Origin of the sequence: Timonella senegalensis JC301, from assembly GCF_000312125.1 — a bacterium.
Lineage (GTDB): Bacteria > Actinomycetota > Actinomycetes > Actinomycetales > Cellulomonadaceae > Timonella > Timonella senegalensis.
In genome coordinates this window covers 246,449-260,934 of the sequence record NZ_HE978642.1, presented here as the reverse complement: position 1 = coordinate 260,934, position 14,486 = coordinate 246,449, and the positions used below count along the sequence as shown (strand labels likewise).

Sequence of the window (14,486 nt, the reverse complement as noted above, 5' to 3'; positions counted from 1 at the left end):
GTGTCACCAATGTCACGCCTCAAAGTCGACCGTCTGACTAGAAATGAGCAGCTTCAATGCCAAAATTAAGCAAAACCGGTAGTCGGCGAGTTCGGAAGAACCCGGACCTGTCTACATGACCCCGGTGGAAGAGTAAGCATGGGTTGACCCCTGTGTTTCACGACAAGTGAGGATGGCTGTGGCTGCGTACGAAGAATCCGGGCCGCTTATTAACGGTCTTCTAAGCCAAGTTCCAGATATCGACCCTGCGGAAACCGCTGAATGGGTCGAGTCCCTCGATGGGCTCATCGAAGAGGCTGGCGGTCCACGTGCCCGCTACATCCTGTTGAACCTTCTGAAGCGCGCACGCGAACGCAGCGTGACGATTCCGAACCCAGTTACCACCCCGTACGTCAACACCATTGGTGTGCACGACGAGCCTTACTTCCCAGGTGATGAAGTAATGGAGCGTCGCTACCGCTCATGGATTCGCTGGAACGCTGCGGTCCTCGTGACCCGCGCACAGCGCCCAGAGATCGGCGTTGGTGGACACATTTCGTCTTACGCGTCCGTGTCGACCCTCTACGAAGTGGGTCTGAACCACTTCTTCCGCGGCAAGGACCACCCAGGCGGCGGCGACTCCGTGTACTTCCAGGGACACGCTTCCCCGGGTGTGTATGCGCGCGCACTGCTCGAGGGACGCCTCACTGAGGACCAGCTCGACGGCTTCCGCCAGGAGCACTCACACGGTGGGTTCGGTAAGGGCCTTCCTTCGTACCCTCACCCACGTCAGATGCCAGGCTTCTGGGAGTTCCCAACGGTCTCGATGGGTCTCGGCCCAGCCTCGGCTATCTACCAGGCATGGACCAACAAGTACCTGCACAACCGCGGCATCAAGGACACCTCACAGCAGGATGTCTGGGCATTCCTCGGCGACGGTGAGATGGACGAGCCAGAGTCGCGCGGTATGCTCCAGCTCGCTGCACAGCAGCAGCTCGACAACCTGACGTTTGTTGTGAACGCGAACCTGCAGCGCCTCGACGGCCCTGTCCGCGGAAACGGCAAGATCATTCAGGAGCTCGAGGCATTCTTCAAGGGTGCCGGCTGGAACGTCATCAAGGTCGTATGGGGCCGTGAGTGGGACGCTCTGCTGAACGCAGACAAGGACCGCGCACTGGTCAACCTCATGAACGTCACTCCTGACGGTGACTACCAAACCTACAAGGCTAACGACGGCGCGTTCGTCCGCGAGAACTTCTTCAACCGTGACCCACGCACCAAGAAGCTCGTAGAGAACATGACTGACGACGAGATCTGGGCACTCAAGCGTGGTGGTCACGACTACCGCAAGATCTACGCCGCATACTCTGCTGCACGCGCTCACACCGGACAGCCAACGGTCATCATCGCCAAGACCATCAAGGGCTACGGCCTGGGTTCAGGCTTTGCTGGACGTAACTCGACGCACCAGAAGAAGAAGGTTGCGCTCGACGAGCTCAAGGTCTTGCGTGACTCGCTGAACATCCCAATCACGGATGAGCAGCTTGAAGCCAACCCGTACCTGCCTCCGTACTACAACCCGGGACCAGAGGCTCCAGAGGTTCAGTACATGCTGGACCGCCGCGCCAAGCTCGGTGGCTTCGTCCCAGAGCGCCGCGACAACTTTACCGGCCTTCAACTCCCTGCCGACAAGGCGTACGACGTCATCAAGCGCGGTTCGGGTCAGCAGGAAGTCGCCAGCACCATGGCCTTTGTGCGTCTCCTCAAGGAACTCATCAAGGACAAGGAGTTCGGTAAGCGCATCGTCCCGATCATCCCGGACGAGGCACGTACCTTCGGTCTTGATGCGATCTTCCCATCGGCGAAGATCTTCAACACCCTGGGTCAGAACTACATGGCTGTTGACCGCGACCTCATGCTCTCCTACAAGGAGTCCGAGTCCGGCCAGATCATGCACACGGGCATCAACGAGGCTGGTTCCGCTGCGGCGTTCCAGGCCGTTGGTACCTCGTACGCCACGCACGGCCAGGCACTGGTTCCGTTCTACATCTTCTACTCGATGTTCGGATTCCAGCGCACCGGTGACCAGTTCTGGGCTGCCGGCGACCAACTGACCCGCGGTTTCATCATCGGCGCTACCGCTGGCCGCACCACCCTGACCGGTGAGGGCCTGCAGCACGCTGACGGCCACTCGCCACTCATCGCCGGAACCAACACTGCGATCGTCCAGTACGACCCAGCGTATGGTTACGAGATTGCGCACATCGTCCAGGACGGTATCAAGCGCATGTACGGCGATGGCTCGGATGGCCGCGACCAGAACGTCATGTACTACCTGACCGTATACAACGAGCCAATGGTTCAGCCTGTTGAGCCTGCTGACGTTGACGTTGAGGGAATCCTTCGCGGAATCCACCGCGTCTCCGCCGCAGAGGGTGAAGGCCCACGCGCCAACATCCTCGCGTCCGGTGTGGGTGTTCCTTGGGCTCTTGAGGCTCAAGAACTGCTCCGCAACGACTGGGGCGTACAGGCTGATGTGTACTCGGTGACGTCGTGGAACGAGCTGCGTCGTGACGGCCTTGCGGCTGACCAGCACAACTTCCTGCACCCTGAGCAGCCAGCGCGCGAAGCTTACCTCACCGCCAAGCTCAAGGATGCACAGGGTCCATTCATTGCGACCTCGGACTTCGACCACTTGGTCCAGGACCAGGTGCGCCAGTGGATCCCAGGCGACTATGCGGTGCTCGGTGCTGACGGCTTCGGCTTCTCGGACACCCGTGCTGCGGCTCGCCGTTACTTCAAGATCGACGGCCCTTCGGTGGTCGTTCGTACGCTGCAGGAGCTTGCTCGCCGCGGAGAGGTCTCCCCAGATCTTCAGGCACAGGCTATTGCTAAGTACGACCTGCACAACGTAAACGCTGGTACGTCCGGCGCGGTTGGCGGCGACTCCTGATCCGTGTGATCTAGCACTACAGGCGAGGGCCCGGACCGTTTGGTCCGGGCCCTCGCCTGTTGTTTGTGGTTTTGATTTTCGACGATTGTGGTCACGTCTCGCGGGCCCTGGACCCGCGCTGTGCGTCGTTGCGTTGGGGTCTAGCTAGCGCGAGTCTGCGTGGAGTTCTTCGATTTCCTTTTCGAGGTCTGGGTCTAGCGCCCTCACCTCATCGGCTCCGCTGTGCTCGATCAGCTTGTTGTACTCGCGCTGTGCATCGAGGCTGCGTTGGGACACGAGTGCTGCGCGCACGACGCTTATGCCGGTCTCTGCTGGGTGGTCGTTCGGACGCCACAGGCCAAGTCCGAGGTTATAGGCCTCGCTGGCGAGACCCTTGTCTAGTAGGAGTTCAATTGATCGTTCGAGGGCTCTACCGCTTGGGTCCCTAGAAACTGCAGCGGTAAGACGGCGGAGTGCTTCTCCCGGGCTTTCGTCGAGCGACAGCCTAGCGAGTTCGATGACTGGGAACCACGCCTTAGGGTGCCCGGAGAGTTCCTCCGCAAGCGCCCATACCGAGAGGTTGGCCCTAGCCTCGTAATCTTGGGGGTCAAGAACAGGTTCTTCCCCAGTTGACTCTGCCTTGAGCGGGTCTGCGGAGTTTTCAGAGTCAGAGGCACAGTTCCTCTTGACTAGTTCAACGAGGGCCCGAAACGCGTTTTCGTCGTTTGGGTTCTCCATGAGCACCGCACGCAGTGCGTCTTCTTGCATGACGTTGATGGTTGGCGTGTGGGCGCTCTCTCTCCTCAGTCCGACCTTTGAGGCGGACGTTGGTTGAGCAAGCAATCTCTTAATGCGGGGCATCATAGCCATAGTTCGACTGTACCTAAGTTTTGTTGTTCCTTGGGGAGAACTTTGGAAAACGTCTCACCATTCGGCCTCATTTCGGATTGTCGTTTGTGGGTTTTCCACAAACGATCGATATGATGACCGCATGGAAACTCCGGATCCCCACAATCTAGCGGCGTCAGGCTCGCTCGGCGAGAACCAGCAACGCGTCAAGGATGGTGCCGGCCTTCTCACTTCCGCTGCACTGAAAAAACTTGATGAAGATCTACCTTGGTACCGGGCACTACCCAAGGAGGACCGCGCGTGGGTTTCCGTGGTTGCACAGTCCGGAATCTCAAGCTTTGTCAGTTGGTTCATCAATCCTGAACTCGGGGTCCAAAGCGCGGGCGACATGTTCGCTGCCGCTCCCCCGGACCTAATTCGGTCGATCTCACTCCAGCACACACTCCAGATCGTGCGGTGTGCTGTTGAAGTCGTTGAAGCCTACTCGGACCGACTAGCCGCCCCCGGTCAAGAACAGAGCCTCAAGGAAGCAGTCTTGCGATACTCTCGCGAGGTCGCATTTGAAGCTGCAGAGGTCTATGCCCGCGCCGCAGAAGTCCGTGGCGCCTGGGACGCGCGCCTCGAGGCGCTTGTTGTTGATGCGATCGTTCGCGGAGACAGGGATAAGTCCCTTCGGTCACGAGTGTCAGCCCTTGGCTGGTCTGGTGTGGGCAAGGTGCTCGTCATGGTCGGCTCGACCGCCCCGCAGTTCGATGACCTGCGTTCGGCAGATCTGCGCAGAGCCGTCAGGCGCCTTGTGCAAGACGTTCTTGTGGGAATCCAGGGTGACCGAATCGTGTTGGTTCTTGGAGGCGACGGCGACCTGTTTACTGCGGCGCAGTCGCTAACCCCTCGCTTTGGTGAGGGTCCGGTCATCATCGGCCCCACCGTGGCCAGTTTGGACGATGCGCCGCGTTCGGCGTCGGCAGCGCTTGCAGCGCTGGAGTCCATTTCTGCATGGCCTGGTGCGCCGCGGCCGGTGGCAGCAGACGAGTTGTTGCCGGAGCGCATGCTCATCGGCGACCCGCTGGCTCGCGGCACCCTCATCGCGCAGGCGTACGATCCGCTGTCCGCCTCGGGCGGCGCGCTCCTCGAGACCCTGTCCGCATATTTGGGCACTGGTCGCTCCCTTGAGGGCGCAGCGCGCGATTTGTATGTTCACCCAAATACGGTCCGGTATCGCCTGCGCAAGGTTGCTGAGATTACGGGCTGGGATCCGCTCGATGCCCGCGAGTCCTTTGTCCTTCAGGTGGCTCTGGCCGCCGGCCGCTTGCCAGCGGAGTTTTAACGGATTATCGACAATATTGGCGGCCCACCCGCAGTCTTACGCTCCAGGGTGGGCCGCCAATTGTCTGTGCCGGAGGTTTTCCCTTCCGGCCAAGCTTGACTCCCAGCAGCCCGGGGTCGACGCAAATTCTGACACTGCATGCCCCAACTAAGCTTGATGTGCGCTGCGGCTCATCCCGGGCCACTTGTAGCCTTCCTACAAATCGAGGGTGAACACTTGTGCGCGTCTACACCTCGCAATGAGAGCCCCAATCAGGCAGAGTTGAACCGTGCTAGCAGTCGTGTGCCCGGGACAGGGCTCTCAAACCCCAGGAATGCTCTCGCCGTGGCTCGACCTGCCCGGCGTGGCGGAGCAAGTCGCTACCTTGAGCGAACAGTCGTCCGTTGACCTGTTGACCCACGGAACTCTTTCCGATGAGGAGACGATCAAGGACACGGCTGTTGCTCAGCCTCTGATCGTGGGCATGTCCCTCATCGCGCTGCGTTCCCTCTTCTCTTCAGAGGAAGAGGTTGCCGCCAAGGTCTCCGTGGTCGCCGGACACTCCGTTGGAGAGTTCGCTGCGGCGGCTGTTGCCGGCGTACTGACGGACGCTTCCGCTGTTGAGCTGGTCGCCCACCGCGCTCGCGCCATGGCGGCGGCTGCAGCGGCCACTCCAACGGGTATGGCCGCAGTAATCGGTGGTGTTCCGGAGGAAGTTCTGGAAGCCATTGAGTCCGCGGGACTGTACGCGGCAAACCTCAACACCGCGGGTCAGGTCGTGGCTGCGGGCTCGCTCGAGGGGATCGAGGTCCTCCGACAGAACGCACCGGCCCGGGCGCGCGTTATGCCGCTCAAGGTTGCTGGGGCATTCCACACTCCGTTCATGCAGAGCGCACACGACACATTTGCACCGGTGGCCGAGAACTGGGCATCCGCTGATCCGCGCATTCCGCTCCTTACCAACTGGGACGGTTCTGCTTTCACCGGCGGTGCCAACGGTCACGGCGAGGGCTCAGCAGTGCTGTCGAACCTGACCCGCCAGATCGTCAACCCGGTCCACTGGGACCTGTGCCAGGGAACCCTCGCCAGCATGAGTATCACGGGCATCCTCGAACTCGCGCCAGGTGGCGTGCTGACGGGAATCGCCAAGCGCACCCTCCCAGGCGTTGAGTTGTGCGCCGTCAAGGACGCAACTTCCCTCGACGCTGCTCGCGAGTTCATCGCGAAGCACTCCAACTAAGCCAAACTTCTAGGAAAGAAGCAATGACTTCACTGAAGCCAAGCGAAGGACCCGCATACAGCCGCATCTACTCGTTCGGCGCGCGCCGTGGCGAGAACGTTGTGACAAATGACGACATCGCCGGCCCAATCAACTCGTCGGATGAGTGGATTCGCCAGCGCACAGGCATCATCACTCGTCGCAGGGGAACCGCTGAGGAGAGTGTCATTGACCTCGCCGTTGATGCAGCGGCCCAGGCGATCGAACGCGCGGGCATTGACCCGCAGGAGATCGGCGCTGTCCTCATGAGCACTGTCACCTACTTCCGCCAGACCCCATCCGCCGCCGCTATCGTGGCAGACCGTGTGGGCGCCAACCCCGCTGCCGCGTGGGATATCTCGGCCGCATGCGCCGGATACACCTACGGCATCGCCCAGGCAGACGCCTTGGTGCGCGCCGGAACCGCCAAGTACGTTCTGGTGGTTGGTGCGGAAAAGATGAGCGACTTCATCGACCCCACCGACCGCTCCATCTCGTTTCTTCTTGGCGACGGCGCGGGCGCCGCAATCGTAGGCCCTTCCGAGACCCCAGGCATCTCCAAGACGATCTGGGGATCTGATGGTTCGCGTGCTGAGGCCATCGGCCAGACCCATTCGTGGGACGCTCTGCGCGAGAACCCAGAGCTTGGTTGGCCCACGCTCCGCCAGGATGGACCATCCGTGTTCAAGTGGGCCGGGTTCAAGATGGCCAACTACGCGATCGAGGCGATCGAGGCCGCTGGCCTCACCCCCGATGACATCGACGTGTTCGCGCCTCACCAAGCAAACATGAGGATCATCGATCAGATGATCAAGCAGATCAACCTTCCCGAAAGTGTCGTTGTTGGACGAGACATCGCGGACACGGGTAACACCTCCGCCGCCTCGATTCCTCTCGCAATTGACCGTCTTCTCGAGGAAGGCCAGGCCAAGTCAGGTGACCTTTGTCTCCAGATTGGTTTCGGTGCCGGCCTAGTTTATGCCGCCCAAGTGGTCGTGCTCCCCTGAGCCGGTCACACCACCTTTGTTTAGTTAGTTCCACATCCAAGGAGAAATCATGGCTTACACCGAACAGGAAGTCCTCGCTGGCCTCGCAGAGATCGTTGCAGAAGAGACCGGTCTTCCAACTGACACCATCACCGCGGAGAAGTCGTTCGTTGACGACCTCGACATCGACTCGCTCTCGATCATGACGATCGTTACCCACGCCGAGGACAAGTTCGACGTGACCATCCCAGACGACGCTGCCAAGGACTTCAACCTGGTTGGCGACGCTGTGAACTTCATCGTCGGCGCACAGGCCTGACACCCTCTGAGCGTCGGGGCGGGCCAACCGCCCCGACGCTTTGTAAATCCTTCCACGAACACCAAGGAGAAGAACATGTCTACCGTCCCTGAGGTCGTTGTCACCGGGCTCGGCGCCACCACTCCACTCGGTGGAGATGTAGCTTCGACCTGGAGCGCAGCTCTTGCCGGTACGTCCGGCGCGCGCACGATGGATAACGACTGGGCCGAAAAGTACGGCATGCCGGTCAATTTTGCAGCGACCATCGCGGTCAAGCCTGAAGAGGTCCTGACCCGCCCCGAAACTAAGCGCATGGACCCTTCGACTCAGTACGCGATCATCGCGGCACGTGAGGCGTGGAAGGACGCTGGCTCCCCCGAGGTTGATGGCACACGCCTGGGCACCGTTGTGTCCTCCGGGATCGGCGGCATCTGGACCACGCTGGACGCGTGGGACACTCTGCGCGAGAAGGGCGCCCGCCGCGTCCTGCCAATGACCGTCCCGATGCTCATGCCTAACTCCCCCACCGGGTATGTTTCGCTCGAGTTCGGCGCAAGGGCTGGAGCACACGCCCTCGTCTCCGCGTGCGCTTCCGGCGCCGAGGCGATCGGTTACGGCGTTGAGATGATCCGCAGCGGCCGCGCCGACGTCGTGATCGCCGGCGGCACCGAGGCCACGATCCACCCAATGCCAATCTCTGCGTTCGCGGCCTCACGAACCCTCTCGCTACGCAACGACGACCCAGCCAGCGCGTCACGCCCATATGACGTAGACCGTGATGGCTTTGTCATCGGTGAGGGCTCCGGAATTGTGGTCCTCGAGTCCGCGGAGCACGCGGCTGCTCGCGGCGCGCGTGTCTACGCCAAGATAGCTGGCGTTGGCCTGAGTGCCGACGGCTACCACATCACGTCCCCTGAACCCACTGGCGATGGCCAGATCCGCGCCATGCGCGATGCTCTGAAGGACGCGGGCGTGGACGCCGAGAACGTCGTGCACGTCAACGCGCACGCCACGTCCACCGAGGTGGGTGACCTCGTTGAGGCTCGCTCCATCTCGACCGTCATGGGTTCCTCCGCAGACCGCGTAGCGCTTTCGGCAACCAAGTCGATGACCGGTCACCTCCTCGGTGGTGCTGGCGCGCTCGAGACGATCTTCACGGTCCTCGCGGTCCACAACCGCCAGGCTCCCCCAACCATCAACGTTGCCAACCCGGACCCCGAGCTCACGCTCGACCTGGTTCGCGACACCCCACGTGACCTCCCTGCCGGTGACATCGCCGCGCTGAACAACTCGTTCGGCTTCGGTGGCCACAACGTGGCGCTGGTGGTCAAGAACGCCTAAGGCGTCCTTATGTACGACGAGAGGGCTGGGACAGTTCGTAATGAACTGTCCCAGCCCTCTCGTCGTGAATCAAAGAAGTCTTCTAGGGCGGAAGGTTCGGCGCTAGCCGACCTGGTGGAGCCAGCGAACGGGGGCGCCCTCGCCCGCGTAACGGAACGGCTCGAGTTCTTCGTCCCAGGCGGTACCGAGCGCGAGGTCAAGTTCGCGGCGCATGCGGTAGGCATCGTGCGAGTGTTCGAGGGCGGAACGCACTCGGCCCTCAGGCACCATGACGTTTCCGTGCACGTCTATATTGGCGTGGAAGATACCGAGGGACGGCGTGTGGCTCCAGCGTGAGCCGTCAACGCCAAAGGATGGGTCTTCTGTGACTTCAAAGCGCAACTGATCCCATCCGCGCAGGGACGAGACAATCTTGGAACCAGAACCCTGCTTGCCCTGCCAGGAAAACTCCGTGCGGACGAGACCGGGCGCAGCCGGCTGCTCTATCCAATCAAAGCGGCTGGGTACGCCAAGGACGTTCGTGATGGCCCATTCCACGTGCGGGCACATCGCTCTTGGCGCGGAGTGCACAAAAAACACACCGCGAGTTAGGACATCTTTCATGTGATCCTCCCAGTCTGAGGTGCGTCTTCCCCTACGACCTGTGGACTTGCGGAACGATCACGGATACGAGTTTGTGACTAAGAACTATGTTGCCCCATAATTACGGGCGTTGCCAACCCGTCTCAACGGGCCTACATCGCAAAATGCGGGTTAAAGTGCTGCGCGCAGCTCGCGCATGGCGCGCCTACGAACTTCCTTTTCCAGGCGGTCGAGGTAGACCTTGCCGTCGAGGTGATCCACCTCGTGCTGGATACACCGCGCCATGATGTCGGTGCCCTCTACAACGACCTTCTTGCCGTCCAGGTTGATTCCCTCGGCGCGGGCGTACTGCGCCCTCCTCGTGGGGTACCAGAGGCCAGGAACGGACAGGCAGCCCTCGTCTCCGTGCTGGAACTCGTCCTCGGAGAGCTCGACGATCCGTGGATTGAGAATGTAGCCGACCTGGCCATCCAGGTTCCACGAGAACGCGCGCAGGCTCACGCCAATCTGGTTGGCCGCGAGGCCCGCACGCCCTTCGAGATCCACCGTCTCGAGGAGGTCCTCTACGAGCCCCTTGACTCGAGAGTCGATGACCTTGATTTCGTCACACACAGTACGAAGGACGGGATCCGGAACGATTCGGATGTCGCGCATTGCCATGTCGGTATTCTTTCACGTGTTGTAGCGCGTACGAGTGTCAGCCGGGACACCGCACAAACGCATCGGGAAAAAACAAAACCCAAGCGTGTGCTTGGGTTGTTTTGGCTCCCGCGACTGGATTCGAACCAGTGACCGTCCGATTAACAGTCGGATGCTCTGCCGCTGAGCTACGCGGGATCAATTGTGATACCAAATATTCATTTGTACCGCTCCCGCGACTGGATTCGAACCAGTGACCGTCCGATTAACAGTCGGATGCTCTGCCGCTGAGCTACGCGGGATTGTGTTGCTCAACTAGGTTACCTAAGAGTTTGACCAAACTGAAATCGCGAGGATTTGCGTAGATCACACTCAGGTAGACCGCATCCGATTCGAGGATTCCTAACAGTTACCACGAGTACGTTTGCGGTGCTCCTTGCGAGCCGCAGGTAAAACTGTATCAGGTTTTTTAGGCCGCTCCGGACACTTCAGCGAGCTTCTCCATCACTGGTCGGACGCGCTTGGCAACATCCGGGTGGGAGACATCAATTCCGGCGTCACCGATGGCCTGGACCACGAGCCCGCGGTCAGGAGTGCGGCGCACCGCGACCCGCACGTTATCGCCGGTTCCGAGTGGAACTGTCTCGCTGATGACCACGGAGTTCTCGACCCGCTCGCGCAGGACCGTGAGGAAGCGCACCGGGGTCTTGCCCAGGGCACGGACCCTCAGACGCTCAAGAGATGTGGCAAAGGACACGTACAAAATGTCAGACTCGGGATGCCATCCGGCACGGTCGACCTGCCACCACGGCGTCGCGGTGAGGGGTTCGGACACATCTTGAGGCACGAGGATGAGCTCGGTGCGCCCGGCCACGAGCCAAACCTTGTGTTCTGGGCCTTCAGTTTCCTCTAGAGAGTCTTGGGCTTCTGGGCTGTCCGGGCCACCTGTTGTCTGCTCCTGGCCCAGGGAAACGCCGGCTGTTTCCTCGAGGTCCGCCCGGACCTCGGCCACGAGAGCGCCCTCCATCCAGGCCAGGCCAGTGTCCTTGGATTGCCTAGAAAGCGCTTGGCGGAGTTCAGCGGGGATGCGAGGGGTGCGTCGGAACATACCTACTACCGTAACCCGAGACCGATTTCTGCAACAGGGCGCCATGCGGCTAATCTAGGTGTGCGCCCCAATAGCTCAGTCGGTCAGAGCAGGGAACTCATAATTCCTTGGTCGCGGGTTCAAGTCCTGCTTGGGGCACCAATAAACAAGCCGAAACCACGGCTAAAGGCGGTCCACAGTGTAGCCACTGGTACAGCCTTTGGCGCAACTCGGCTCCCACTCGAACGGATGGATAATCATCCGTTCGATGAGCAGGTGGGGCGCAGGAAGACTCAGTCGTCCTCGACCTCGCGCAGCATCCGACGCTGCGCCTCCAGTTCGAGCAGCGCGCGATAGATCGCCTCATACTCCACTGGGTCCTGGCCGATGTCGGCGCGTCGCAGCCTGCTCTTAACATCCCCGATCTGGCGCGTGATGCCCATGTCAATGAATGCGCGCACGATGCCCTGCGCGAAGCGCTCAATCACGTCGGGGCGGTCCTCCGGCAGCGGAGCAACGGCGAGCTCGTTGACCAGCGGACGGATGGGCTCCGCGGCGTTCTGAGAGACCAGTTCCACCCAATCCCCCACCTCGTGCTTGGCAGCCTCAAAGAGCCCGCCGGCCGCACGAATCGCGTCAAACACTCCCCGCCAGGCGGGAACCATGAATGCCTCGGAAGGAAGCGCGTCGATCACGTCTGCGATGATCGCGTGTGGGTACTGCAGCAGCACCTCAAGCGCCTGGCGCTCGAGCCGTGCAACAGGGTCGCGCGGGTCGGGACGTGCGATGGTATTCGCCATATCGTCGGTAATCTGTGGCTGGGACTCGCGTGAGCGAGGCGCAGGAGCCGCAGGCTGCTTGGAAAACCGTTCCGCCTGCGCGACAGCGCGGCGGACGGTCTCCTGATCTAGGCCGAGCCAGCCGGTCAGGAGCCGGGTGTACTCGGGGCGCAGGGCGTTGTCGCGGATGCCGGCCACCACGGGCGCGCAGGCACGCAGGGCGCCGACGCCGCCCTCCGCGGTGTCCAGGTCGAAGCCCTTGAGGGTGGTCTGGATGACGAACTCAAAGAGCGGCTGGCGACCCTCCACGAGTGCGCGCACGGCGTCGGGGCCCTTGGCTTGGCGCAGGTCGCACGGGTCCATTCCGCTCGGCTCGACGGCCACGAAGGTCTGGGCGTAGAACTTCTGGTCCTCGCCGAACGCGCGCATGGCGGCCTTCTGGCCTGCCGCGTCTCCGTCGAAGGTAAAGATGATCTCGCCGCCCGCGGAGCCGCCATCGGCAAGTCGCACGCCGCCCGACGAACTCGTGTCGCCGAGCAGCCGGCGAACAAAACGCACGTGGTCCGAGCCGAACGCGGTGCCACACGTGGCAACTGCCGTGCCCACGCCGGACAAGTGCGCGGCCATCACGTCGGTGTAGCCCTCGACCACCACGACCTGCTTGTTCTTGGCGATCTCGCGCTTAGCCAGGTCAATCCCGTACAGGACGTTGGACTTCTTGTAGAGCGGAGTCTCTGGGGTGTTCAGATACTTGGGGCCATTGTCATCCTCGTATAGGTGGCGGGCGCCAAAGCCAATGGTCTCCCCCGTGACGTCACGGATGGGCCACATAAGGCGGCCACGGAACCTGTCGTACACTCCGCGCTGGCCCTGTGACATGAGGCCGGAAATCACGAGCTCCTGCTCGGTGAAGCCCTTCTGGCGCAGCACCTTGTACAGGTTGTCCCAGCCCTTGGGCGCGTACCCCATGCCGAAGTGTGCGGCGTCCTGAGCGGTGAAGGAACGCTTGGTGATGAAGTCACGTGCAGTCTGCGCCTCGGGCGAAAGCAGCTGCTCCTGGTAGTACTGGGTGGCAACACGGTGGGCCTCTAGGAGGCGCTGGCGGCGCCCGGGCTGGTCCTCGGGCTTACGTTCCGAGCCTTCCTCGTAGCGCAACTGCAGGCCAATCTTGGAGGCGAGGTACTCTACGGCCTCCGTGAACCCCAGGCCGTCCATCTTCTGCACGAACGAGATGACGTCACCGCCTTCGCCGCACCCGAAACAGTGCCAGCGACCCACCTGGGGGCGCACGTGGAACGACGGGGACTTTTCGTCGTGGAATGGGCACAGGCCCTTCATCGAACCGACGCCTGCGGGCTTGAGCGTGACCTGTTCGCCCACGATATCTTCTATGCGCGATCGTTCGCGTACCGCATCTACGTCTTCTCGTTTAATCAGGCCAGCCACAGACCCAAGTCTAAGGTCAAAGGCTCAGAAATGAGCCCTTCCACAGTGCCCAGTGCGGTCGGTGTTGGACACACTGCGTGGTTGCCGCACGGACGGCTCCAAGGACAACGGCTCCCGCAGTCCCCTGGCCACTCACAGGAAGAGCGTGTCGCCCTTTTCGCAGTAGCGCTCATGCCACCGCAGAACCGAGACGTCAGTGAGCGAGGCGACCTGGTCGATGACCACGCGCAGGCGCGCGGCCTCGTCCCTAGCCACTCCCCAGTCACCGCGGAACGCAGGCTGGAGAGCCTCAGCACCGTGCACGGAGAGCGCCTTGACCAGCTCAGTCACGATGCGGCGCTGGTCAATGTAGGTGCGCTGACTTTCGCGCGGCGCCATTACGTACGCAACAGCTAGACCCTTAAGCACGAGAATCTCCGCGTTGGTCTCGGCGGGCACGATTAGGCTCGCGTCGTAGCGAGTCAGAGGACCCTCGCCGTACTGCTCGCGGGTGGCCCGTTCCGCCGACTTGGCAAAACGCCCGATCAACTGACTGGTCGAGTCCTTGAGCACGGCAAGCGCTCGGCGCGAGCCGTCAAAGTCAGTGGCCAAGAGGTTAGCCGCCGAGAGCCTATCGAGAGCAGCGCGAAGTTCGTCAGCGGAGACGAGGTGGCCATACCACTTTTGTGCGTATCCGATCACGCGCTCCCTCTCCTCGTCAGCGCGCAGCATCGCGAGGTCGAGGGTGCCGCCAGCAATGGCGTCCTCGACGTCGTGAACGGAGTAGGAAATGTCGTCAGCAAGGTCCATGACCTGGGCTTCCATGCACTTCTTGCCTTCGGGCGCGCCTTCGCGCAGCCACGTGTACACGGGCAGGTCATCGTCGTATACGCCGAACTTCTTGGTGGGCTGGCCGTCGTCACCGATCGGCCCCTTGCCAAACTCCCACGGGTACTTGACTGAGGCGTCGAGGCTTGCGCGCGTCAGGTTCAGGCCCGCCGGCACGCCCACTGGCGAAAACACCT

General features: G+C 61.7%; 12 protein-coding genes and 3 tRNA genes. 7 read left to right on the top strand and 8 right to left on the bottom strand.

Translation table 11 applies throughout. The features are described 5' to 3' along the window. The first annotated feature begins 178 nt into the window (after positions 1–178). On the top strand, positions 179–2,932 hold the full coding sequence (gene aceE, locus HGSM_RS05685) for a pyruvate dehydrogenase (acetyl-transferring), homodimeric type (protein ID WP_040594775.1): 2,754 nt from the start codon (positions 179–181) through the stop codon (positions 2,930–2,932). A gap of 144 nt (positions 2,933–3,076) precedes the next feature. On the opposite strand, the gene HGSM_RS05680 is transcribed toward aceE, so the two are convergent. Next, positions 3,077–3,781, bottom strand: coding sequence for a hypothetical protein (locus HGSM_RS05680; protein ID WP_040594682.1), 705 nt, complete (start codon positions 3,779–3,781; stop codon positions 3,077–3,079). A gap of 121 nt (positions 3,782–3,902) precedes the next feature. Between HGSM_RS05680 and HGSM_RS05675 the strand changes: the two genes are divergently transcribed. The 5 genes from HGSM_RS05675 to fabF all read left to right on the top strand — a co-directional run bounded on the left by HGSM_RS05675 (position 3,903) and on the right by fabF (position 8,949). Continuing rightward, positions 3,903–5,087 carry a PucR family transcriptional regulator gene (locus tag HGSM_RS05675; protein WP_019147782.1) on the top strand — a complete coding sequence of 395 codons (1,185 nt, stop codon included), beginning with the start codon at positions 3,903–3,905 and terminating at the stop codon, positions 5,085–5,087. A gap of 268 nt (positions 5,088–5,355) precedes the next feature. Next, a complete protein-coding gene (locus tag HGSM_RS05670; RefSeq protein ID WP_019147781.1) occupies positions 5,356–6,306 on the top strand; it encodes an ACP S-malonyltransferase in 951 nt (316 codons plus the stop codon). A gap of 23 nt (positions 6,307–6,329) precedes the next feature. Beyond that, entirely contained in the window at positions 6,330–7,331 is a 1,002-nt protein-coding gene (locus HGSM_RS05665; RefSeq protein ID WP_019147780.1) for a beta-ketoacyl-ACP synthase III, read from the top strand. A 49-nt stretch (positions 7,332–7,380) separates the two neighbouring features. Further along, on the top strand, positions 7,381–7,629 hold the full coding sequence (locus HGSM_RS05660; RefSeq protein ID WP_019147779.1) for an acyl carrier protein: 249 nt from the start codon (positions 7,381–7,383) through the stop codon (positions 7,627–7,629). A gap of 75 nt (positions 7,630–7,704) precedes the next feature. Further along, positions 7,705–8,949, top strand: coding sequence for a beta-ketoacyl-ACP synthase II (fabF, locus tag HGSM_RS05655; protein ID WP_019147778.1), 1,245 nt, complete (start codon positions 7,705–7,707; stop codon positions 8,947–8,949). A 102-nt stretch (positions 8,950–9,051) separates the two neighbouring features. Here the strand turns inward: fabF and HGSM_RS05650 are convergent, their stop codons facing one another. From HGSM_RS05650 to HGSM_RS13660, 5 genes are all read right to left on the bottom strand, one after another. Then, complete coding sequence (locus tag HGSM_RS05650; RefSeq protein ID WP_040594681.1) at positions 9,052–9,552, bottom strand: DUF3145 domain-containing protein; 501 nt, start codon at positions 9,550–9,552, stop codon at positions 9,052–9,054. A 150-nt stretch (positions 9,553–9,702) separates the two neighbouring features. Then, positions 9,703–10,191, bottom strand: a complete 489-nt coding sequence (gene def / locus HGSM_RS05645; protein ID WP_019147776.1) for a peptide deformylase — start codon at positions 10,189–10,191, stop codon at positions 9,703–9,705. Positions 10,192–10,293: 102 nt separating this feature from the next. After that, positions 10,294–10,368: transfer RNA gene (locus tag HGSM_RS05640), tRNA-Asn, on the bottom strand. Positions 10,369–10,400: 32 nt separating this feature from the next. Further along, positions 10,401–10,472: transfer RNA gene (locus HGSM_RS05635), tRNA-Asn, on the bottom strand. Positions 10,473–10,639: 167 nt separating this feature from the next. Next, positions 10,640–11,278 carry a hypothetical protein gene (locus HGSM_RS13660; protein WP_019147775.1) on the bottom strand — a complete coding sequence of 213 codons (639 nt, stop codon included), beginning with the start codon at positions 11,276–11,278 and terminating at the stop codon, positions 10,640–10,642. Positions 11,279–11,342: 64 nt separating this feature from the next. On the opposite strand from HGSM_RS13660, the gene HGSM_RS05625 reads away from it, so the two are divergent. Next, a tRNA-Ile gene (locus HGSM_RS05625) sits at positions 11,343–11,419 on the top strand. 131 nt (positions 11,420–11,550) lie between these two features. Here HGSM_RS05625 and dnaG read toward each other — a convergent pair. Further along, positions 11,551–13,482, bottom strand: coding sequence for a DNA primase (gene dnaG, locus HGSM_RS05620; protein WP_040594680.1), 1,932 nt, complete (start codon positions 13,480–13,482; stop codon positions 11,551–11,553). Positions 13,483–13,614: 132 nt separating this feature from the next. Beyond that, positions 13,615–14,486 (bottom strand): deoxyguanosinetriphosphate triphosphohydrolase (locus HGSM_RS05615; protein WP_040594679.1); only part of this gene is annotated, 872 nt, incomplete at its 5' end.

Coding starts and splice junctions, on each gene's coding strand:
- HGSM_RS05680 (WP_040594682.1), bottom strand. CDS start 3,781: ATGGCTATGATGCCCCGCATTAAGAGATTGCTTGCTCAACCAACGTCC.
- HGSM_RS05675 (WP_019147782.1), top strand. CDS start 3,903: ATGGAAACTCCGGATCCCCACAATCTAGCGGCGTCAGGCTCGCTCGGC.
- HGSM_RS05665 (WP_019147780.1), top strand. CDS start 6,330: ATGACTTCACTGAAGCCAAGCGAAGGACCCGCATACAGCCGCATCTAC.
- HGSM_RS05660 (WP_019147779.1), top strand. CDS start 7,381: ATGGCTTACACCGAACAGGAAGTCCTCGCTGGCCTCGCAGAGATCGTT.
- fabF (WP_019147778.1), top strand. CDS start 7,705: ATGTCTACCGTCCCTGAGGTCGTTGTCACCGGGCTCGGCGCCACCACT.
- HGSM_RS05650 (WP_040594681.1), bottom strand. CDS start 9,552: ATGAAAGATGTCCTAACTCGCGGTGTGTTTTTTGTGCACTCCGCGCCA.
- def (WP_019147776.1), bottom strand. CDS start 10,191: ATGGCAATGCGCGACATCCGAATCGTTCCGGATCCCGTCCTTCGTACT.
- HGSM_RS13660 (WP_019147775.1), bottom strand. CDS start 11,278: ATGTTCCGACGCACCCCTCGCATCCCCGCTGAACTCCGCCAAGCGCTT.